At 59.7% G+C, this 21,562-nt stretch carries 20 protein-coding genes and 1 tRNA gene; 5 read left to right on the forward strand and 16 right to left on the reverse strand.

The window, feature by feature from the left end:
* Positions 1-215 precede the first annotated feature (215 nt).
* The gene (locus tag C7U61_RS09620) at positions 216-1,055 is read left to right on the forward strand and encodes a D-alanyl-D-alanine carboxypeptidase family protein (RefSeq protein WP_106997867.1); all 840 of its coding nucleotides are present in this window, start codon (positions 216-218) and stop codon (positions 1,053-1,055) included.
* Between the two features lie 220 nt (positions 1,056-1,275).
* Here the strand turns inward: C7U61_RS09620 and C7U61_RS09625 are convergent, their stop codons facing one another.
* The 4 genes from C7U61_RS09625 to metG are packed head-to-tail and all read right to left on the reverse strand — an operon-like array spanning position 1,276 to position 4,940.
* Positions 1,276-1,767 carry a YbaK/EbsC family protein gene (locus tag C7U61_RS09625; protein ID WP_106997868.1) on the reverse strand — a complete coding sequence of 164 codons (492 nt, stop codon included), beginning with the start codon at positions 1,765-1,767 and terminating at the stop codon, positions 1,276-1,278.
* Complete coding sequence (locus C7U61_RS09630) at positions 1,764-2,591, reverse strand: MBL fold metallo-hydrolase (protein ID WP_106997869.1); 828 nt, start codon at positions 2,589-2,591, stop codon at positions 1,764-1,766. The genes C7U61_RS09625 and C7U61_RS09630 overlap by 4 nt, the downstream gene beginning before the upstream one ends.
* A 4-nt stretch (positions 2,592-2,595) precedes the next feature.
* Positions 2,596-3,378: a TatD family hydrolase gene (locus C7U61_RS09635; RefSeq protein ID WP_106997870.1), complete on the reverse strand. Its 783-nt coding sequence runs from the start codon at positions 3,376-3,378 to the stop codon at positions 2,596-2,598.
* A gap of 8 nt (positions 3,379-3,386) precedes the next feature.
* The gene (metG, locus tag C7U61_RS09640; RefSeq protein WP_106997871.1) at positions 3,387-4,940 is read right to left on the reverse strand and encodes a methionine--tRNA ligase; all 1,554 of its coding nucleotides are present in this window, start codon (positions 4,938-4,940) and stop codon (positions 3,387-3,389) included.
* 249 nt (positions 4,941-5,189) lie between these two features.
* Between metG and C7U61_RS09645 the strand changes: the two genes are divergently transcribed.
* A complete protein-coding gene (locus C7U61_RS09645) occupies positions 5,190-5,990 on the forward strand; it encodes a sulfite exporter TauE/SafE family protein (protein WP_106997872.1) in 801 nt (266 codons plus the stop codon).
* Between the two features lie 126 nt (positions 5,991-6,116).
* Positions 6,117-7,037, forward strand: a complete 921-nt coding sequence (locus C7U61_RS09650; RefSeq protein WP_106997873.1) for a LysR family transcriptional regulator — start codon at positions 6,117-6,119, stop codon at positions 7,035-7,037.
* A gap of 17 nt (positions 7,038-7,054) precedes the next feature.
* Here the strand turns inward: C7U61_RS09650 and C7U61_RS09655 are convergent, their stop codons facing one another.
* From C7U61_RS09655 to C7U61_RS09690, 8 genes are all read right to left on the reverse strand, one after another.
* Positions 7,055-8,008, reverse strand: a complete 954-nt coding sequence (locus C7U61_RS09655) for an NmrA/HSCARG family protein (protein WP_106997874.1) — start codon at positions 8,006-8,008, stop codon at positions 7,055-7,057.
* A 240-nt stretch (positions 8,009-8,248) separates the two neighbouring features.
* Entirely contained in the window at positions 8,249-9,283 is a 1,035-nt protein-coding gene (locus C7U61_RS09660; protein ID WP_106997875.1) for a DNA polymerase III subunit delta', read from the reverse strand.
* Positions 9,280-9,957 carry a dTMP kinase gene (gene tmk, locus C7U61_RS09665; RefSeq protein ID WP_106997876.1) on the reverse strand — a complete coding sequence of 226 codons (678 nt, stop codon included), beginning with the start codon at positions 9,955-9,957 and terminating at the stop codon, positions 9,280-9,282. The genes C7U61_RS09660 and tmk overlap by 4 nt, the downstream gene beginning before the upstream one ends.
* A gap of 153 nt (positions 9,958-10,110) precedes the next feature.
* On the reverse strand, positions 10,111-11,322 hold the full coding sequence (locus C7U61_RS09670) for a D-alanyl-D-alanine carboxypeptidase family protein (protein WP_106997877.1): 1,212 nt from the start codon (positions 11,320-11,322) through the stop codon (positions 10,111-10,113).
* 70 nt (positions 11,323-11,392) lie between these two features.
* Positions 11,393-12,562 carry a septal ring lytic transglycosylase RlpA family protein gene (locus C7U61_RS09675; RefSeq protein WP_106997878.1) on the reverse strand — a complete coding sequence of 390 codons (1,170 nt, stop codon included), beginning with the start codon at positions 12,560-12,562 and terminating at the stop codon, positions 11,393-11,395.
* Positions 12,563-12,906: 344 nt separating this feature from the next.
* On the reverse strand, positions 12,907-13,809 hold the full coding sequence (locus tag C7U61_RS09680) for a sigma-70 family RNA polymerase sigma factor (RefSeq protein ID WP_106997879.1): 903 nt from the start codon (positions 13,807-13,809) through the stop codon (positions 12,907-12,909).
* Positions 13,802-14,425 carry a flavodoxin family protein gene (locus tag C7U61_RS09685; protein WP_106997880.1) on the reverse strand — a complete coding sequence of 208 codons (624 nt, stop codon included), beginning with the start codon at positions 14,423-14,425 and terminating at the stop codon, positions 13,802-13,804. The genes C7U61_RS09680 and C7U61_RS09685 overlap by 8 nt, the downstream gene beginning before the upstream one ends.
* Positions 14,426-14,529: 104 nt before the next feature.
* A tRNA-Ser gene (locus tag C7U61_RS09690) sits at positions 14,530-14,619 on the reverse strand.
* 411 nt (positions 14,620-15,030) lie between these two features.
* Here C7U61_RS09690 and C7U61_RS09695 point away from each other — a divergent pair.
* Positions 15,031-15,627 (forward strand): DNA-3-methyladenine glycosylase, encoded by a 597-nt coding sequence (locus C7U61_RS09695; RefSeq protein ID WP_106997881.1) that lies wholly within the window; start codon positions 15,031-15,033, stop codon positions 15,625-15,627.
* Positions 15,628-15,705: 78 nt separating this feature from the next.
* On the opposite strand, the gene C7U61_RS09700 is transcribed toward C7U61_RS09695, so the two are convergent.
* From C7U61_RS09700 to C7U61_RS09715, 4 genes are all read right to left on the reverse strand, one after another.
* Complete coding sequence (locus tag C7U61_RS09700; RefSeq protein ID WP_106997882.1) at positions 15,706-17,250, reverse strand: DHA2 family efflux MFS transporter permease subunit; 1,545 nt, start codon at positions 17,248-17,250, stop codon at positions 15,706-15,708.
* Entirely contained in the window at positions 17,243-18,469 is a 1,227-nt protein-coding gene (locus C7U61_RS09705; RefSeq protein WP_106997883.1) for an HlyD family secretion protein, read from the reverse strand. The genes C7U61_RS09700 and C7U61_RS09705 overlap by 8 nt, the downstream gene beginning before the upstream one ends.
* Positions 18,462-18,926, reverse strand: coding sequence for a MarR family transcriptional regulator (locus C7U61_RS09710; protein WP_106997884.1), 465 nt, complete (start codon positions 18,924-18,926; stop codon positions 18,462-18,464). Before C7U61_RS09710 ends, C7U61_RS09705 begins: the two co-directional genes overlap by 8 nt.
* Before the next feature lie 268 nt (positions 18,927-19,194).
* Positions 19,195-19,476: a hypothetical protein gene (locus tag C7U61_RS09715; RefSeq protein WP_106997885.1), complete on the reverse strand. Its 282-nt coding sequence runs from the start codon at positions 19,474-19,476 to the stop codon at positions 19,195-19,197.
* 178 nt (positions 19,477-19,654) lie between these two features.
* Between C7U61_RS09715 and C7U61_RS09720 the strand changes: the two genes are divergently transcribed.
* Positions 19,655-21,547, forward strand: a complete 1,893-nt coding sequence (locus C7U61_RS09720; RefSeq protein ID WP_106997949.1) for a peptidylprolyl isomerase — start codon at positions 19,655-19,657, stop codon at positions 21,545-21,547.
* Positions 21,548-21,562 lie beyond the last annotated feature (15 nt).

Consider the following 21,562-nt stretch of genomic DNA (forward strand, 5'->3'; position numbering starts at 1 on the left):
GACCCGATTGCCCACTGCGCGGGTTGAAGGCTCGGCATTTGGGCGAGGGGGACAACATTAGTCTGGGGACTGTTGTCCAATCGTCCTTTTTTCATTCCCTTGTTCTTTTTTCCGCCACAGATTTGCCCGATCCCTTCCGCTCGAAAGCAATAGCCGGTTTGCTCGGTGATCTGCTGTTTTCGCACCGAACATCAAAATACGAGACCGCAAAATCCATGCCCAAGACAAAGTCCCTGCTCCTCGCCGCGGCGATTTCGACCCTATCGCTTCTCGGCGCAGCTTCGGCAGCGGAGGCCGGGCAGGCGAGTTATCTCGTGGACGCGCATAGCGGCGAGGTGTTGGAAGCATCGAATGAAAATGAACTGAATTATCCGGCCTCGCTCACCAAGATGATGACGCTCTATCTCGCTTTCGAAGCGCTGCATGACGGCCGCTTGAAATGGGATCAGAAGCTCGTCATGTCGGAGAATGCCGAGAGTAAGGAGCCTTTCAAATTCGCGATCGGAGCAGGCCGCAAGGTCACGGTGCGCGAAGCGGTCGAAGGTATCGTCGTCCTGTCGGCCAACGATGCGGCCGTCGCGATTGCCGAGCAGCTTGGCGGCTCCGAGGAGAGCTTCGGCAAGATCATGACCGCGAAGGCGCATCAGCTTGGCATGAGCAAGACCGTCTTCAAGAATCCCTCCGGCCTGCCGGATCCTGAACAGGTCACGACCGCGCATGACATGGCAATGCTCGGCATCGCGCTGATGCGCGACTTTCCAGAAGAGTTCAAGCTCTTCTCGCTGCGCGGCATGAAGTTCCGCGGCATGAAGCTGCGGGGCCATAACAATCTGATGTATCGCTACGCGGGCGCCGACGGCATCAAAACCGGCTATACCGACGCCTCCGGCTATAATCTCGTGACGTCAGCCGCGAAGAACGGCCGCCGCGTCGTTGGCGTCGTGATGGGCGAGAAGACCGCGCAGATTCGCGACGACAAGATGGCGAGCCTTCTTGATGCCCATGTGCCGCCAGCCGCCGTTGCGACGACGGTCAAGCAGAGTACCGCCAACTGATCGTCGCATCGAGGGTAGAGGCGATGCACTTCGTTCTAGAACTCACCCGGTTACATACGGATATCAGATAAGATAGATTATGGAACAAATTCAGGCGGTGCTTAGATCGGGAAAATGAAGTTTTCCATTTTGTTTCAGCCAGTTACGATATCGGGATATGCTGATCTTAGCCTGACTCGACAATTGCACGACCCGCGCAAGCCGAACCGTTTCCGCTATCTCAGCTCGCCTTGATGCGGATTGCCTTGGCTGCGATCTTCTCGGCCAATATCGTCGGATTGCATGCGAAGATACTGTCGGGCCGCCCGGCTGCGCACCAGACCTGATCATAAGCCAACAGGCTCTCGTCCATGAAGACAGGCAGATCGACCAGGTGGCCGATCGGTGCGACGCCGCCGATGGCAAAGCCGGTCTCGTCGCGGACGCGATCGATATCAGCGCGCTTCAGCCGAACTCCGTAAGCCGCTGCGATATAAGCGGTGTCAGCATTGTGTGCGCCGGAAACCAGAAGCAGCGTCAATGCATGTGTATCGGCATTGACGAAGACCAGCGATTTCACGATCTGGCCCACGGCGCATGCCGCGGCCTTGGCAGCTTCTTCCGCGGTCCGCGTCGATTGCTCCATGCGCTTGATCGAGATGTCGAGCCCCAGCGCTCGCGCCGCAAGCTCGACGCGTTCCAGGCTGGAAAGCTTCTTGATATCTTCGCTCATAGATCGTCGTCCTCCACGTCGAGTTCGATCTGCATCTGATCGTAGGCCGGCTCGACATGGTCGGGCGTTTCAGCCAGCACTGTTTCATAATCGAGCGGCGTATGCATGTGGGTCAAGATGGCGTGTTTCGGCGCCAGGCGTTCGATCCATTCGAGCGATTGCTCCAATGATAGATGGCTTGGATGCGGCCGATACTGTAATGCGTCGATGATCAGGATATCGAGGTTTTGAACCTTTTCTATCGATTCCGGAGGGAAGTCACTGATATCGCTGCAATAAGCGAGTTTGCCGATACGGAAACCCAGCGAATGGATATCGCCGTGTACCTGCTTGTGCGGCCAGAAGCGGATTGGACCGCCTGCCCCGTCGATTACAAAACTTGTCTCAAGGCTCTCGATTAGCACCGGGCGCACGATCGGCGGATAGCTGCTGCCGGCAGGCGTTTCCAGGCAATAGCGGAAGCCCTCGCGAATGCGGTCCATCGTCGGCGGATCGGCATAAATCGGGATACGCTGGTTTGAAATATGGAAGTATCCACGCAGGTCATCGATGCCGTGAATATGATCGGCATGGGCGTGTGTATAGAGTACGGCGTCGATGGAGCTGACGCCGGCATGGATCATCTGCTCGCGGAAATCCGGACCCGTATCGATAACGACGGTGGTAATGCCGCCATTCGGTGCGATCTGCTCGATGAGAAAGGCAGCGCGTGTCCGGCGGTTTTTTGCGTTTTTCGGATCGCAGGCGCCCCAATCGCCGGTAATACGGGGAACGCCCGGCGACGATGAACAGCCCAAAATGGTGAAGCGTCGCCGGTATGTCACGACGTCAGACCCTCGTCATCTTGGAGAAGCAGCGGAAGGCGTTTTCCGTCGTGATGTCGGCGATCTCGTCCATGCTGATGCCGATCGTATCGGCCAGAACTTCGGCCGTGTTGACGACATAGGACGGTTCGTTGCGTTTTCCCCGCCAGCGTTTCGGCGCGAGATACGGCGCATCGGTTTCGACCAGCAGACGATCGTGGGGAATCGTCCTGGCGATCTGGCGCAGCTCTTCCGATTTCGGGAAGGTCAGGATGCCGGAAAAGGAGATGTAGCCGCCGAGCTCGACGCCGGTGCGGGCAAGGGCAGGGCCGGCGGAGAAGCAGTGCAGGATGAAGGGGAAAGCCCCCTTCCCCGTCTCTTCCGTCAGAATCGCCGCCATATCCTCATCGGCGCTGCGGCTGTGAATGACGAGCGGCAGCTTCGTTTCGCGCGCGGCAGCGATATGGCGCAGGAAGCCGGTCTTCTGATCCTCCGGCTTGACGGTATCGTAGAAGTAATCGAGACCCGCCTCGCCGATCGCTACGATCTTCTCGTGCTTGTTTGCCAGCCGCACAAGATCTTCCGTCTGGATATCGAGCTCCTGGTCGGCGCTGTTCGGATGGGTGCCGACCGAGCAGAAAACCGACGGATAACGCTGGGTGAGAGCGAGCAATCCGTCGAGCTTCCTGACCTTGGTCGAGATGGTGACCATCTGCTTGACGCCAACCTCGTGAGCGCGGGCGACTATCGCGTCGCGCTCCTCTTCGAAATCGGCAAAATCCAGATGGCAATGCGTATCGATCAGCATGGAAAACCTTATTCGGCGGTCGGCGCGACATAGCGCGGGAAGACCGGTTTCGGGGCTTCCAGCGGCGTTCCGGCAACGAGGCGGCCGGCCTCGCCGAGGGCTGCGAAATCGCGCTTGTCGGCAGGGATTGCGATAAGATCCAGCAGCTTCGCGGAGGATTCCGGCATGAAGGGCTGCAGCAGAATGCCGATCTGACGCACCACGTCGGCCGTGACATAGAGCACGGTTGCCATGCGCGCCGGGTCGGTCTTCTTCAGCGCCCAGGGCTCCTGGCTCGCGAAATAGCGGTCGGTTTCGGAAACAACCGCGATGATGGAAGCGAGCGCGCGATGGATCAGCTGCTTGCCCATGTCTTCGCGGGTCGAGGCAAGCAAGGCGTCGGCTTGGGCCAGAAGCACCTTGTCCTCATCCGTCAGCGGACCGCATTCCGGGATCTGGCCGTCACAGTTCTTGACGATCATCGACAGCGAGCGGCTGGCGAGATTGCCGATGCCGTTGGCGAGGTCGGAATTGATGCGCGTGCCGATCGCCTCCTCGCTGTAGCTGCCATCCTGGCCGAAGGAGACTTCGCGCAGGAAGAAATAGCGCACCTGATCGAGGCCGAAATGGTTCACAAGATTGACCGGATCGACGACGTTGCCGAGCGACTTCGACATCTTCTCGCCCTTGTTAAGCAGGAAGCCATGCGCATAGACGCGCTTCGGCAGCGGCAGCTTCGCCGACATCAGGAAGGCCGGCCAGTAGACGGCATGAAAGCGAATAATGTCCTTGCCGATGATATGAAGATCGGCAGGCCAGTATTTTGCCCGCGGATTGTTGCGGTCTTCGATATAGCCGGTCGCCGTGATGTAGTTCGTCAGAGCGTCGACCCAGACATACATGACATGGGCCGGATCGTTGGGCACCTTGATGCCCCAGTCGAAGGTCGTACGCGAGATCGACAGATCCTTGAGCCCGGACTTCACGAAGGAAATGACTTCGTTGCGGCGCTCGGCCGGACCGATGAAATCCGGATTCTCTTCGTAGAGCTTCAGCAGCCGATCCTGATATTCGGAGAGCTTGAAGAAGTAGCTTTCCTCTTGCACCCACTCGACCGGTGTGCCCTGCGGGCCGTAGCGCACGCCGTCGGCGCGCAGCTCGGTTTCGTTTTCCTGGTAATAGGCTTCGTCGCGCACGGAATACCAGCCGGCGTAGGAATCCTTGTAGATGTCGCCGGCATCGGCCATCAGGTTCCAGATGTTCTGCGATGTCTCATGGTGGCGCGGCTGCGTCGTACGGATGAAGTCGTCGTTCGACGCATTCAGCAGCTTGCCCATCGCCTGGAATTCATCGGAATTGCGGTTGGCGAGCTGCTGCGGTTCCATGCCTTCGGCTCGCGCCGTCTGCTGCATCTTCTGGCCATGCTCGTCCGTGCCCGTCAGAAAGAAGACATCGCGGCCATCGAGGCGCTGGAATCGCGCCAGCGCATCGGTGGCGATCAACTCATAGGCATGGCCGATATGCGGCTTGCCGTTGGGATAGGCAATCGCGGTGGTGATGTAGAACGGAGTTTTTTCGGTCATGTGAGGCAGGGGCCCGCTTTTACTGTTACGTCGCTGTTATTCTTGCTCCGCTCGCTTTAGCGCATGTTTGCCAGGAGCGAAACACCAAGTTTCGCGCGCGCAGCATTCGGAACTTCAGGACGGCGCTTTGCTTGACTCAACTCCGCCTCGCCTTTACCCCTTCCGGAGAGTGGAACGCAGGACAGACGTGGCCGTGGATTTCGTCGTTTTATGTATTGGTCTGCCTAGCGGCTTCAAGAGGCCGTGAATTTGAGTTTGATCAATTCCTTTCAACCGCTTTATTCCTTTTCCGGCTTTTTCGTCGGCATGCTTGTGGGCATTACAGGGGTAGGCGGCGGCTCGCTGATGACCCCCCTGCTCGTGCTTCTCTTCGGCGTGCATCCGGCCACGGCCGTGGGCACGGATTTGCTCTATGCCGCCATCACCAAGACGGCGGGAACGGCCGTGCACGGGATGCACGGACGCGTCAACTGGAAGGTTGTGAGCCTTCTGGCGTCAGGCAGTGTTCCGGCGGCGCTCGCTATGCTTTGGATCATGGCCGGCGTCAATCGCGAGAGCCCCGCCGTTGCTCATGCCATTACCCTGTCATTGGGCTGTCTTTTGCTTTTGACGGCGCTGATGCTGATTTTCCGAGGCCAGATCATCGAGGCCATCCGCAAATGGCGGGGCGAGCGCGGCACGATCTCGCCGCGCAACATTGCTTTGTTGACGGTCATCCTGGGTCTTATGCTCGGCATTCTCGTCACCATGACGTCGGTCGGTGCGGGCGCACTCGGCGTCACCGTCCTGCTTGTGCTCTATCCGCAGACCGACGTCCGCGAAATTGTCGGCTCCGATATCGTCCATGCCGTGCCGCTGACCCTGATCGGCGGCATGGGCTATTGGTTCATCGGCGAGATCAACTGGACGATGCTGTTCGCCCTGTTGGTGGGATCAATTCCGGGTATCGTCACCGGCAGCCTGCTCGCCCCTCGCCTGCACGAGCGCTCCGTGCGCATCATCCTTGCCGTGACGCTGGCGATCGTTGCCTGGAAGCTGATCTTTCCTTAGGCCAGTCTGAACATAATGCCTAATTTTGGCAGCGGATGGAATCACGCTGCCACCGTTGGACGTGTTGCTGTAGCCAAAGGCGATTGATCGCCTTATAAGGGGTAATGAAGCTGATTTCGCCAAAAAATGGATGAGCAAGGCCTATCCCTGGATCGGATGCGAACCTTCGTCCGTGTTGTCGAACACGGTAGTCTGTCGGCTGCCGCACGAGAACTTGGCCTCGGTCAATCAACGGTAACCCGCCATATCAACGAGCTTGAGGAGGCCGTCGGAGTTCCCCTTCTCGGACGAACCACACGCCGCGTCACACTCACCGAGGAAGGCAGTCGCTATTATGCGAATTGCCTGCAGATCCTGCGGCTCGTCGAGCAGGCTGCCGAAGAAGCGAGAAATGCGCGGCGGTCGCCGGCAGGTGCCGTTCGCCTGTCCTGCACTGCCGCTCTCGGCGTCATGCACGTCACACGGATGATTTTCGATTTCCAGGACCGATATCCGGAGATCAGGATAGATCTCAATCTCACGGATGAGCGCATCGATCTCGCTCGGGAGGGGATTGATATTGCTTTGCGGCTGGGGCCGATCGCCGATGACGCCATGAAGCTCGTTTCCATCGGAAAAAGCCATCGAAGGCTCGTGGGTTCGCCCGATTATTTTCGTCGCAAGGGACGCCCCGCACGTCCCGCGGACCTCTCGCAGCACGACAGCGTGGTAATGTCCAACATTGCCGGAAGCAATCAGCTTATTCTGTTCGCTCCGGATGGAGTGCGTCTGGCGGTTCCAGTGAGCGGAAATCTGCGGGTCGACCACGGCCTCGCCGCCAGAGCCGCTCTCGCGGCCGGCCGTGGAATCGGTCCCGCTCACCTCTGGCTCGTTCAGGATCTGCTGGATGCCGGTACGCTCGAAGTCCTGTTTGATGATTACGACCTCGATACGGTTCCCCTCAGCCTGCTCGTCGTTCCGGAGCGAGCAGGCGTGGCTCGCGTGCGGCTACTGGTCGATTTCCTCGTCAATGAGTTAAAGAACCTGCCGGGCATTGCCCCCAGCTGAGAGATAAGCAATCGGCCTCAAAGTCCGAACGCTCGCTTTTCGCCGCGCCAGCCTGTCGTCCGCAAAAATTGCTCCCAGCTGAATGTCTCTGGATCTAAGCGGCGATTCCAGCCGAGATCGTGTTCTCCACTGAAATAGCCGTATTCGACGGCGTATTCGACCATCCCCAAAATCTCGCGGACGAGCAGCTCATTGGCGGCGAATTCCGGAAAATACCGCAGGAGGCCGTCCTTGGAAAAGGCGCTCCGATATTCGGCTTTCAGACCCGTTACGCGCCGGAAGGTATCGACTATTTCACGCGGTGAAATGATATCGCCGACGATCGGAAGCGTCTTTCCGTTGTAGCGTTCGGGGTGGGCGAAGATCTCCTCGACGACGGGACCGGTAGCTGTCAACGGATCGACGAAGGGTGCTGCGAAGTCTTCCGGCAGATAGATCGGCAGCAGAAGCGTGTCACCGTCATAACGAGGAACATAATATTCCATCAGATTGGTGTAGAAGAACGCGAGCATGACGAAGGAGTGCGAGACAGGGAGTCCGCGGATATAGTCGGCAACCTTCGCCTTGTCGGTGAAATGCGGCGCATACTTCGTTCCGCCTGTGATCTTTTCGACATTCTCCAGCGTGCTGAAGACCACATGGCCAACCCCGGCCTCCACGGCGGCATCCGCCAATTGCCGGCCAAGCGGCGCCTCGCTCGTGTCCGGCGGCGCTATGGGAGGCGTCATCAGGAAGGCGCCGGCAGCGCCTTGGAAGGCATCCACAAGTTCCTTCGTCCGGCCGAGTTCGAGCGGCACCGTTACGATTTCGGCTCCCAACGACTGAAGGGCACGCGCTGCGGGTGACTCCTTGCTGCGAGTAAGCGCACGGACCCGGAAGCGTTGACTTTGAAGCAGTGTCGTCGCCACGCTTCGCCCCTGCTTGCTTGTCGCACCCGCAATTGCGATCAACGGTTTTTCATCTAGTGTCACGGTTAGTCTCCAATCCATTTCCACAGCCGAAGAGCTGCAGCACCTTCAAACGAGACCGATCACTTCAGCTGAGATCGGCCTGCGTCATGAAGGTAGGGAACTGGATCGCGCCCCACTACACGCTGCCAATGGATTACATCATGCCGTTTTTTGGATATATCGCTTTGATGATCCGCATCCTTTCCGGCTCGCCGCAAAACTGAGGTATGCGGCGAGTTTTCATTCCGGAGAAACTGCAAGCTAGGCCGAGAGCTGCTGTTTGAGCTCGCCGAGGATGGTAATGAGCGTCTGCTTGCGATCGAGATTATAGGCTTGCGACACGTTCAGCCGCTCGGTCGTTTCCGAATGCAGCCGTGCCAGCCTCTCGGCCGTCGAAATCGAGCCGTGAAGGGCGGCGGCTCGAGCGCGCTCGATGATGTCGTCGCCGATATGCGACAGGAAGAAGCCGAAGATCGTGTCGCTGTCCTTGCCGGAAAGCGCGTCGGCGAGGCGGTGCATCGCCTTGCGGGCCGCGGGCCCATCTGCCGAAAGCACCTGCCGGTAGGCTTCGATGATTTCACCCCCGCCGTAATTCAGGAGCTTGAGTGCCTCGCTGACGCTGCCCTTGGCCGCCGAGAGCACTTCGCTCCCCTGCCCGGCGGCGGGGATCCCCAGGTTTTCGAGCGCCATGCGCAGGGCATCATCGCCGAGCGGCGCAAGCTTCAGAGGCAGGCAGCGCGAGCGGATCGTCGGTAGAAGCCGACCCGGCGCATGCGACAGCACCAGGAACAAAGCGCGCTTCGGCGGCTCCTCGAGAATCTTCAGGATGGCGTTGGCCGCACTACGGTTGAGATCGTCGGCAGGATCGATGATGACGATCCGCCAATTGCCGGTGCCCGAGGTCTGCGAAAAGAACTTTCCGGCACGCCGCACTTCGTCGACGGTGATCGCGGATTTCACCTTGCCGGTCTTGTCGTCGACCGGCCGGCTCAAGTGCAGCAGATTGTGTGATGCCCCGCCGGAAATCTGCCGCCTGACGACCGATGCAGGATCGGGATCGCCGATCGTCTCCGGCGCGCATGCCGGATCGGGATGAGAGAGGACATGATTGGCGAAGCGAAAGGCAAGGGTCGCCTTGCCGATGCCTTCAGGCCCCTCGATCAGCATGGCATGATGGCCCTTGCCCGAGCGATAGGATTGCGCGAGGAAGGCTTCGGCTTCCCGATGGCCGAAGAGCCTCGTATTGTCCTGCGGCGGAACGGCGCCGTCGAGCACACCTGGTCGTTCGTCGCTCATTGCGCCGCTTCCGATCCCGCGGCGATATTGGCAGCCCCGAGCCGCTTGTCGACGATCCCGGCGATTTCAGCGGCGATCTCATTTTCCGGCTTCTGGGCATCGATGACGTGACAACGCTCGGGCTCGCGCGCTGCGATATCGAGGAACGCCTCGCGGCGCTTCTCGTGGGTCTGCATCTCTTCCTTCTCGAAGCGATCGGGTGCGGCCACGGCGGAGGCGCGCTTGCGCGCACGCTCGAGACCCACTTCGGCAGGAATATCGAGAATCAGCGTGCAATGCGGAACGACGCCGTTGACGGCAACCCTCTGCAGGGCTTCGATATAGTCAGGCTCGAGATTGCCCGTTACGCCCTGATAGACGCGCGAGGAATCCATGAACCGATCGCAAAGCACGATGGCGCCGCGGGCGAGTGCCGGGCGAATGACGTCTTCGACATGATCGTTGCGGGCAGCAGCAAAGAGAATGGCCTCCATGCGCGTGCCGAACATTTCCGCGGCACCCGAAAGCAGGACATGCCGCACCGCCTCTGCGCCCGGCGATCCGCCGGGCTCGCGCGTCACCAGAACCTCGTGGCCCCGTTCGCGCAACCGTTCAGCCAGACGGCGAATCTGGGTGGATTTGCCGGCCCCCTCGCCGCCTTCGAAGCTTACGAATAATCCGTTTGCATCAGCCAATGATCATGTCCTGCACTTTTCGCATGCCATCGGTTCGGTACGCGATACGCCTCTTGTTTAACCCAAGACAGGTTCCGGTGGAACCGCCGATGCCTCGGTCTCCTTGACTCTATATGGGGTGTGAACGGAGATTTCGCGAACGGTGCGGCCCACTCAAGTTGGCAAAGGCTTGTCCCATAGCCAGGAGAACAGCAGCGATTCGGTCAGCTCCATCAGGGCATCGAATGCGCGCCGGCCCAATGTGCCCTGCCCGACCGATTCCTTCGTATAAAGCGGCAGCTCTCGTACCAGACGCGATCCCAGGAAGACACGAAGACTTCCTGCTTCGTAGCCCGCAGCGACCGGCGCCGTCAGCGGCCACCGATAGACGATACGAGCGGATAGCCGATCCGGCGTTTCCACGGGGACATAGACATCGACCGGTATCTTCGCCTGCAGACCCACGGTCGAGGTCGCGCCGCCATAGACGCTGGCATTGCCGATCACCTCGCCTTCGGCGAAGATGCGCTGGCTCCTGAAATTGCTGAGACCCCATTCGAGGACGCGCCGCGTCTCCTCGATGCGTTCCTTGTCGTTCTTCAGCCCGCCAAGTGCCAGGAACAGCCGGCGGCCGTCGCGCTGAATGGAGGCGACGATGGAGAAGCCCTCGCCTTCGGCGAAGCCGAGCCCTAAACCATCCACGCCGATATTGAGCAAGAGCAAGGGGTTCTTGTTGCGCTGGTAGATCTTGTTCCAGGTGAAATCGGCCTGCCCGAAATATTTGTACAGATCCGGGTGCTTCTCCTGCAGGTCCTGCGCCAGCATCACCATTTCCCGCATGGAGACCTTTCCGCCGGCGTTTGGATCGTTTGCATCTGGCAGCCCGGTCGAATTGGTGAAGGTAGACCGGGACATGCCTATCTCTCTTGCGCGCGCCGTCATGCGACGGGCAAATTCGCGTTCGCTGATCGAAATACCTTCCGCCAGAACGATGCAGGCGTCATTTGCCTGCTGCACGGCAATACCCTGGATCAGATCACCGACACGGATGCGCGATTTCAGTGCGGCGAACATGGTCGATGCGCGCGAGGGGGCGCCGCCCGTTCGCCAGGCATTTTCCGAGACGGGATATTCGGTATCGAAATTGATCTCCCCTCGCCCGATCGCATCGAAAACCACATCCAATGTCATGAGTTTCGCAAGCGATGCTGGAGAAATCAGCTGATCCTCGTTCTTGGCGAGCAGGATGGTACCCGTGGAGGCTTCGATCATGAATGCCTGGGCGGCTTTCGTGTCGAATGCGCCTGGCGTCGCCGGCTGCGCAAAGGCCGCCGGAGTGGCGATACCAAGGAGAAAAAGGAACAAAAGAATCAAGCGCTTTGGCATATCGTCCCCTTCATCCGACCACCGGCACGATTATTTTAGTGACCGGTTGAGATTCAGGCAATGACGTCGATCAATCGATCTGCGTCGGCGCCTGATGCTGGCGGCGGTACGATGAGAGAATCGATTCCTGCGTGAGGCCGTCGTTGCGAATCATCACGGCATCGAAAGCGAGATCGACATAAACGGTCTTGACGGGCGCTTCCTGATAGGCAGCGACGGCCGAGCCCGAGGATTGATCCCCAACGCTTGCAAGGCGCCGCGAGAGGTCCGGCCGCTCATAGGGGATCGGGCCGATCCGCGGCAACACGATCAGAGCCGGGTCCGCTGGCTCCGCTGCCGGCATCGGGCCGCCGTTCCATTCCATCGGGGGCGGATTGTTGCGCTTGCCGGCATTGTAGCCTGCATCCGGCGTCGAGCCGGCAAAGGCCGTGGCGGCATAGGGAGATTGACGCGGGACCGGGGCGATCGCGGGCGCGGCATCAAAGCGGCGCTGCTGGCGGCTTGCGCGGAGCGGGGTATCGGATTCAGGCAATTGATCTGCGGTCATGCGACCAGCCGAAGCGACCATCACGCCCGTCGCGATCTGGCCGCCCGGATTAATACCCGGCAGACGCGAACCCTTCGGAATATAGGAAGCCATGAGATAGGGCTCATCATGACCGTCCATGCGGGCACGGCCGACATATTGCACGCGCACGTCACCGGTGCCGCTGTGCTGGAGGTCGAGCATCTGTGCGGTCTTGTTGGAGAGGTCGATGATGCGGCCGGGATGGTATGGGCCGCGATCGTTGACGCGTACGATGATGGAGGAACCGTTTTCGATATTGGTGACACGAGCATAGCTCGGTAGCGGAAAGGTCGGATGCGCGGCAGTCAATGCCTGCTGATCGTAGACTTCGCCATTGGCCGTCAGGCGGCCGTGAAAGGCCGAGCCGTACCAGGAAGCGATGCCGACCTTGTTATAGCTAAAGTCTTCCTTGGGATAATACCACTTGCCCTTCACCTGATAGGGATTGCCCACCATGAAGCGGCCACCGCCCTTCGGTACTGGGCCGTTATTGACGACCCGAGGGCTGGCCTTCACGCCATATTCCTTCTCGGAGAAATATTCTTTTCCGTGCTGGCGCTTGGCTGGCGCTTTCTGCGTCGTTCCGCAGGCCGTGACGGTTGCGCACATCAGTGAGAGAGCAAACCAACGCATGGCCGTTGTGTATGTCACCGCACGATTTTCGAATTTCATCTGTCCCAAGCCGCTACTCATTACTTCGACGGAGGTCTGCTACCGGTGTGTCCCTCGTTCCGGTATTCCTGCTACGCTCCAATCACCTAACGGTGCTTTAATCATGATTGCAGTTTGTCGATTTTGCGATGCAAATTGAGCGCACCGAAGAATTTCCGAAGATCATAGTTAACGCTCAGTAAAGTCCTGCCCGCTGCAAGTAGTGCCGGGCACAACCATTCCGTTCCGGTGGTGATCTTTTTTCTAAACGCCCCAATCGGTCCGGATTGCGGCAGATGCATTCGGTTTGTCATGGTGCAGGGAGTTGATGGACAGATTTGGCGCAGTTCTTTCAAGTGCTTGTATCAAGACGCATCAGTAGTTCGTTGTGATGTCGCGGAGTCTAATGCGCCGATAATGTGCCGCAGTTTGTCCGGGTTGCGGGTGCAATAGACGGCGACGACTTTCTCCCGCTCGATCTGCAGCGCGGTGGTCTGCACGATGTTGCCGCCCTCTATCGTCACGAAACCGGGCAAGCCATCGATGATCGCATAGTGGATCAGTCGCGAAGGATGCGCGCGGAAAATTCGCGCCAGCTGCCTATGAAGCCGCATCGCGGCGGAAAGTCCGATATGTGGTCGCTGCGATGCCGGCACCTTGCCGCCGCCGTCGGCATTGACAATTACATCCTCTGAAAGCAGCGCCTGAAGAGAGGCCATGTCTCCTGTTCGCGACGCAGTGAAGAAGGCTGTGGCAAGCTTGAGGCCCTCTTCCTTGCCGACGGCGAAACGCGGCCGGGCATCGGTGACATGCGCCCTCGCCCGGCTGGCAAGCTTGCGACAGGCGGCCGCCTCGCGACCGATCGCCGAGGAGATCTCATCGAAATTCATGCCGAACACGTCATGCAGGAGAAAGGCGGCACGCTCCAGCGGCGAAAGGCGCTCCAGGGCCAGCATCAGTGGCATGGTGATATCGTCAGCGGCATCGCCGTCCGCCGGATCGAAGATCGGCTCGGGCAGCCAGGAACCCACATAGGACTCCCGGCGACAGCGGGCCGATTTCAGCTCGTTCAGGCAAAGCCGGGTGACGATAGTCCGCAGGAATGCCGCCGGCTCGCGAACGGAAGCGCGATCGGTTGATAGCCAGCGCAGCCAGCTATCCTGCACGATATCCTCGGCATCGGCGACCGATCCCAGCATTCTATAGGCGAGCCTGACAAGGCGCGGGCGTAGCTCGGAGAAGATCGGATCGGACGGCGTCTCACTCACTGGCGGCAAACTCGCGTGCGAATGGATTGACGTCGCGGCCGCGGGCAAACTGCAGCGCCGTCAGCGCCACCCGCCGGCCAAGATGTCGGGCTGTGGCGAGATCGGATGCCGGCGGCGCAGTCTCCGGGCCTTCGTCCGTGTTCGCCTGCGCTGCGGCGCCAAGCCAGAAGCCGAGGCGGTTCATGTCCTCTTCCGAGCCTGTCGAAGAGCAGTTGGCCGGCGGCAGATCGAGACCGACCCAATGCATTCCATGCTGCGCGGCAAAGATCACCATCTGCATCAGCGTCGAAAGCTTGTCACCGGATCGTGACCCCGAGGTGGTGAAACCGGCCGCGATCTTGTCCTTCCACAAATAACCTCTGGCAAGAACGGCATGCGATGTCGCCTCCTGGAACGCTTTGAACGGCGCGGAGACCGCGCCCATATAGGTCGGCGAGCCGAATATGATCGCCTGTGCCGCATTGAGATCATCCCAATGGCAATCCACCCTTTCCACGGTCAACAGCATCGCCTCCGCGCCATCGACCTCTTCCACCCCTGCCCTGACGGCCTCGGCCTGTCGGCCGGTATGTCCATAGCCGCTATGATACACGATTGCGATGCTCTGCCGGATCATTGTCATCTCCTTCGAAACTGGTTTTGCGAAGGACATGACAAGGCATGGGCGAGGATTGTGACATGCCGCGATTTTACGGGAAGGCAAAAATTGGGGAAGCCTATTGGCGGAAGAGGTGGGATTCGAACCCACGGTACGGTTTCCCGCACGCCGGTTTTCAAGACCGGTTCCTTAAACCACTCGGACACTCTTCCCAAGCAACTGAAAAGGCCTGAAAAATCCATATAGTGCTGATTTTTCGAAACCGGATGTGGCTACCGGTTTCTACCCAATCACTCGACGGCTGGCTTTTTAGCAGCTTTGGTCGCCGCGTCAACTTGTTCCACCGAACTCCCTTGCATTCTCGATATCGGCTGGAACGGCGGTTGAGGAATATTGATCGAGCCGGGTGGCGCTGCGGGAACTTCATGTCGTCAGCGCGCTAAAAATAAGGTGGCTCGGCCGCTGGAAAGGGCCGGGCCACCTTCGCCAGGTCAGGGGTCAAATCTGACTGAAGCAAGCTATTGATAAGTGATACTTAGCTTTTGTCAATTATCAGTACGCCGGACCAAGCACTTGGTCGGCGCCGTGTTGATGGTTTCGGCTATCCGGGATAGTTTCCTTCCATGGCTTCTGACGATCATTCCCTATCTCTTGGTATTAAACCCCTTGCCGGCTCTGTCCTCGCCGCCTTTTTCAGCCGAGATGCCGTCGCGGTCGCGTCCGATCTGATCGGGATGCGTTTCACGGTTGCAGGGATAGGCGGTCGTATCGTCGAGACGGAGGCCTACAGGCCCGATGACGAGGCCTCCCATGCATATCGCGGTCCGACCCCACGCAATGCGGCCATGTTCGGACCGGCCGGCCATGTCTATGTCTACCGCTCCTACGGCATTCACTGGTGTCTGAATTTCGTCTGCACCAAGGGGAGCGCCGCGCTCATTCGGGCGATCGAGCCCGAAAACGGCATCGAGGAGATGATAAGCCGGCGAGGACTGGCCGACATCGTCTCGCTGTGCAACGGACCGGGTAAGCTCTCGCAGGCGCTTGCCATCGATATAAGCCTCGACGGCCGCTCGCTGGATGCGGCGCCATTTTCGTTGTCTCGCGCGGAACCGGTCGCGGTCGTTTCGGGCAAGCGCATTGGCATCACGAAAAACGTCGATCCGCTCTGGCGTTTCGGCGCTGCCGGTTCGCGCTTCGTCAGCCGCCGTTTCCCATGAGGAAGCAAAAGAGCGGCCGCCGAGGTGGTGCCCGGCAGCCGCTGAGCCACGCAGTGAAACTGGAAAGGCTGCGTAGCATTATTCCATCGCGACGCTGTGGTCGACCGCAGGCGGCGCCTTCGGTTTGCGCAAAAGCATCAGCAGCGGCATGGCGCAGATCGACATCAGCATCAGCAGCTTGAAGTCGTCCATATAGGCGATGATGGTCGCCTGCGTCGTGATCATGCCGTCGAGCGTCGCCCGGCCGACTGCCGTCATAGGGCTCACGCCCTGCGCGGCCGTGAGGTCGAAATAACGGTTGAACGGTGTCACATAGGCGGCGATGTTGGCATGGTTGACCTGCGTGTTCTCGGTAATCAGCATGGAGACGACCGAAATGCCGACGCTGGAGCCGATGTTGCGCGAAAGATTGTAGAGGCCCGTCCCCTCGCCGCGCATCTGCGCCGGCAGCGTTGCAAAGGCAATCGTCGTCAGCGGCACAAAGAGGAAGCCGAGCCCCGCGCCCTGGACGAAGCCGACCGAAATCAATGTCCATTGCGAAACGTCCGGCGTCCAGCCCGTCATGTCGTACATGGCCCAGGCCGTCAGCGCGAGGCCGATGAACAATAGCCAGCGCGTGTCGATCTTGCCGATCAGTCGCCCCACAAGGAACATGCAGAACATGGTGCCGAGACCGCGCGGCCCCATGACGATGCCGGCAGTCACGACCGGATAGCCCATCAGCGTCTGCAGATAGGGCGTCATCAGCGCCAGCGAGGCCAGATAGGTCACGCCGACGATGAAGATGAACAGGATGCTGACGGCGAAATTCTGGTCCATGAACAGGCGTGGATTGACGAAACTTCGCTCGGCCGTGAACATGTGCACGAGAAAGAGATAGAAGGTGCCGACGCAGACGAGCGCCTCGATGATGATCTCGCTCGAATAGAACCAGTCGAGCTGCTCGCCGCGGTCGAGAAACAGCTGCAGGCCGGCAATCGCAATCGAAAGCATGCCGAAGCCGAACCAATCGAGTTTGGCGAGTGCGTCGAGCTTCGTCTCGGTCACGTAGACGACGATGCCGAAGAAGGCGAGCGCGCCGATCGGCACGTTGATGTAGAACACCCAGCGCCAGCTGATATTGTCGGTCAACCAGCCGCCGATGACCGGCCCCAGCACCGGACCGACCATGACCGAGACGCCGAACAGCGCCATGGCGCGGCCGCGCTCCTCGACATTGTAGATGTCGAGCAGAATGCCCTGCGACAGCGGTACGAGCGATGCGCCGAACAGGCCCTGCAGAAGGCGGAAGCCGACGATCTGTACCAGTGATTCCGACAGGCCGCAAAGAACGGAAGCGGCGACGAAGCCGGCGATCGCCACCAGCAGCACCCGCTTGCGGCCGAATTTCGCCGAAAGAAAGCCGGAGGGCGGCGTCATGATGGCGGCGGCGACGATGTAGGACGTCAGCACCCAATTGATCTGGTCCGCGCTTGCGGAAACGTCGCCCTGAATGTGCGGCAAAGCGACGTTGGCGATGGTGGTGTCCAGCGCCTGCATGATAACCGAGAGGATGACGCAGGCGGTGATCGCGCCGCGATTGGCGACGGGTGCCGCGGGCGATGAAGCGGTAGCGTTACTCATGATCCTGACCGCGGGATTGGCCCAGCAGATTGGTAATGAAATCAGGCAGGCCGCGGGCATGGCCAGTGTAGACATCGGCGACGACGCTCATCCCGACGCGCAGCGGAGGCTTGCCCGCCGTGTCGTCGATATTGATGATCATCGGTATGCGCTGCACGACCTTGACCCAGTTGCCGGTCGTGTTCTGTGCCGGCAGAAGCGAGAAACTGGAGCCCGATGCCGGTGAAATGCTGGCGACCGTGCCCTTCCAGGTCACGCCCGGATAGGCATCGACGGAGATATCGACCTTCTGGCCAGGCCGCACATAGGTCAGCTCGGTTTCCTTGGGGCTGGCATTGATCCACATATGCGTGGTCGAAACCAGCGAAAAGCCCGGCTGCGAGGCGGTCAGATACGCCCCGACCTGCAGAGAGGGAACATTGGCGGTCACTCCGTCAAAGGGAGCCCGCACCACGGTATCGTCAAGTTCGCGCTGCGCATTGTCGACTGCGGCCTTGGCCTGCAGATAGAGCGGGTTCTGTTCGGCCGGCAGATCGGCGGCGCCTTCGCCGCCCAACTGGGCGAGGGTCGCGGCGGCCGTGGCCTTTGCTACCAATACTTTCTGCTGCGCGGCTTCCAGATTGTGTCTGGCCTGGTCCAGAGCTGCCTTGGAAGCGACCGAATTGGTGATCAGGTTCTGCTGGCGGTCCAATTCCGTCTGATAATAGGGAATATCGGCCTGTGCCTGGGCGATTTCCGCCAGGGACTGCTTGTAGCTCGCCTGCAGGTTCAGGATCTGGTTCCTGGCGTTGCCGAGCTGCGCTTTCGCGCCTTCGAGTGCGATCCGGAACGAATCGGGCTTCAAGCGGAAGAGCACCTGCCCTTTCTTCACGACCTCGTTTTCATGCACATCCACGGATATCACCGTGCCGGAGACATCGGTGGAAACACCGACCATGTCGGCCTGGATATAGGCATTGTCCGTGGACATCACCTGTCCGCCGGTGACGTAGTAGTAGCCGCCGATGACGAGGGCTACCGGAAGCAGCGCAAACAAGATGGGCCGCGTCAGCTTGCGGCGCTTGCGTGGCGTCTCAGGGGGCGCTGCTGGCGTGGCCGGAGCGGCTGTTGGTGGGTGTTGCGATGGGTTGGAGGACGGTGCCTCTGCGACGGGAGTTTGACTTTGTTCGGAGGAGTTTGCGTTCGCAGGTACGCGAAGTGGGGAGGATGCTTCAGCCATGTTGTAACTCTTTGTCGCCTGCCTTCGAGCGGCAGGCGCTGACCAGGTTCGATTTCATAAGGGTAAGCAATTCATAGAGGCGTTCTTGATCTTCCGCGGAGGCGCCTTGGAGGGCTTCTCTGCGCGTCAGGTCGCCCATACTGCGCATCGTGTCCATCAATGGTCGGGCTTCGTCGCGCATATAAAGCAGCCAGCTTCTTCGATCCTTCGGATGCTGCCGACGCTCCACCAGCCCACGTTCGCTCAGCTTGTCGAGGATGCGAACCAGGGTGATCGGTTCGATCTCCAGGATTTCCGCCAGGCCGGCCTGGTGAATGCCCTCGTTGTTGGCGAGATAGGCGAGCGTCTGCCATTGCGAACGCGTCAGGCCCAGATCTTTTGCGCGCTGCTCGAATCGCTTCCGGAGAAGCCGGGCAACGTCATGGAGAAGAAAGCCGAGAGTAGGTGTCGAACTCATCTATAAGAAGCCTGCTATTCATAAGCAACCTTATAATGATGCTTACGTATAGTAAGCGCCCATGTGATACAAGGGGGTATGTGATCAACAAATGGCGATAGTCGAAGATGTCGCACGCTGTGTCGCGAGGACACAGCAGCGGGAAATCGGTGCTTGCGCAGCGCACGAACGAAACGGCAGCAAAATGCCTGTACCGTTCAATCGAAAAAGGCGCAGCTCACTCGCCTGCGCCTTGAAACAGTTCACAAATTGTGAGAGCCAGCCCGATCTACCGGCGATTCAGCAGGCCGATGAGATAGCCGAGCCCCGCTGCGGCAGCGACCATGAAGATCGGCTCCTCGCGAACTTTCTCGCGCAGTTGCTCTGTGATTTCCTGGGCTTCCTCCGTGACGACAGATTTGGCTCCCTGCCCCACGGCCGCTACGCTTTGCGACAACTTTGCCAGATCGTCACGCAGCGCTGCGACCTGGGCGGCAAGATCCTCCATCGCCGTTTCCGTCTGCGCTCGCGCCGAAGACGAGGGAGTGGAAGCTGATTTCATCTCTGCCATCGGATGCTCCTTATGTTTCCTCGCTGCTAGAACGCTGCTGCCTGTCAAAGGTTCCGGCATGGGTATGCCTCCCCGGCGATTTCCCCACTGGCTCTTCAATTCCGGTTCGGATTGTTCTAAGGAACTCCGATTGTTTCGCCTGCGGGCGAAGAGTTACGATGACGAGGTTTGCTTTCCGATGTTCGAAGTGCTGAGAAAAATCGCCCAGACCTGGGTTGCCAAGGGCTTGCTGCTCCTTCTTGCGGCAGCCTTCGGCGTGTGGGGCGTCGAGCGGTCCCTCATCACGGGCGGCGGCAGCAATACCGTTGTCACCGTCGGCGATCAGCATATCGATACCAACGAGTTTCGTCTCGCCTATCGTCGGCAGCTCCAGGCGATCAGCCAACAATTGCGCATGCAGATCACGCCGGAGCAGGCTCGGGCCTTCGGGATTGGGCAGCAGACGGTGGCGCAGCTCGTCGCCGGGGCTTCACTCGATCAGCTTGCCGCCGATATGAACCTCGGTCTTTCCCAGGACCGTCTTGCGAAGCTTATCGGCGACGATCCGGCGTTCAAGGCTGCGAATGGCTCCTTCGATCGTCAAAAATTCGATATGCTTCTGCGCAACAGCAACATATCGCCCGACGACTATATCAAGGAACGCAGCAAGGTCGCGATTCGCGGCCAGATCGTCGAGGCTGTGTCGAACGGCTTTAGCGCACCGGCGGTTCTCGTCGACGCCGTTAAACAATATCATAACGAGACCCGCAGCATCGATTACCTGCTGCTGACCAATGCCAATATCGATCCGGTCAAGGCACCGGCCGACGACGTGCTGCAGAAGTGGTTCGATGGCGTGAAGGCGAAATATCGTGCGCCCGAATACCGCAAGTTCGCTTATGTGAAGTTGCAGGCCGAGGATATCGCCGACACCGCGAGTGTTACGGATGACGAAGTGCGCGCGCAGTTCGACAAGCGCAAGGACAGCTTCACCACGCCCGCAACCCGTACCATCGAGCAGCTGACCTTCGCCAACAAGGATCTCGCCAATGCCGCAGCCGAGGCGCTGAAGACGGGAACCACCTTCGATCAGCTCGTCTCCGACCAGGGCAAGAAGCCGTCCGACGTGCTGCTCGGCACCTTCACCAAGGACCAGGTCCCAGACAAGACCGTTGCCGAAGCAGCTTTTGCCGTCTCCAAGGAAGGCGGCACCACCCCCGTCGTCGAAGGTTCGTTCGGTCCGGTGATCTTGCGCGTGACCAATGTGAAGAACGAAACGGCGAAGAATTTCGACGAGGTCAAGGAAGATATCCGCAAGCAGATCGCGCTCAGCAACGCCGCCAACGAGATCACCAGCGTTCACGACAAGTTCGAAGACCTGCGCGGCTCCGGCGCATCGCTGCAGGATGCGGCATCGCAGCTCAAGCTGAAGCTCGTCACCGTCGATGCGATCGATCAGACCGGCCTCGATCAGAACGGCAATGAGATAAAGGACCTTCCGGCCCGCCAGCAACTGCTTTCGGAAGTCTTCAAGGCCGATCAGGGCGGCAACCCCGCTCCGCTGACGGTCGGCAATGACGGCTATATCTGGTACGACGTGATGAACATCACGCCCGATCACGATCGCCCGCTTGCGGAAGTGCGTGAAAAGGCGGTCGCTGATTGGACTGCCGAACAGCAGAAGATCGCGCTCGCCGCCAAGGCGACTGAGCTGAAGCAGGAGGCTCAGAAGGGCAAGTCGCTTGCCGATATCGCCGCGCCGCTCGGCATCGCGGTCGAAAACAAGACTGGCATCACGCGCTCGACCGATGATCCTGTCCTGGGGCGCGGCGGCGTTGCGGCCGCTTTCTCCGGTCCCGTCGATACGGTAGCAAGTGCCGTCGGCGCTGATGACACCACGCAGATCCTGCTCAAGGTTACCGATGTCAACGACAATCCGACGACCGATGCTCTGAGCAACGACGATCAGCAGGTCGCCCAGATCGCCAATGCCGCGGGCGATGACATTCTCGACCAGATGGTCAGCCAGCTGCAGTCCAAATACACCGTCACGGTCAACCAGAATCTCGCTGAACAGGCGATGTCGCGCTAGGCTCGTTCGGGAGGA

The sequence above is a fragment of the Rhizobium sp. JAB6 genome, assembly GCF_003024605.1.
Lineage (GTDB): Bacteria > Pseudomonadota > Alphaproteobacteria > Rhizobiales > Rhizobiaceae > Rhizobium.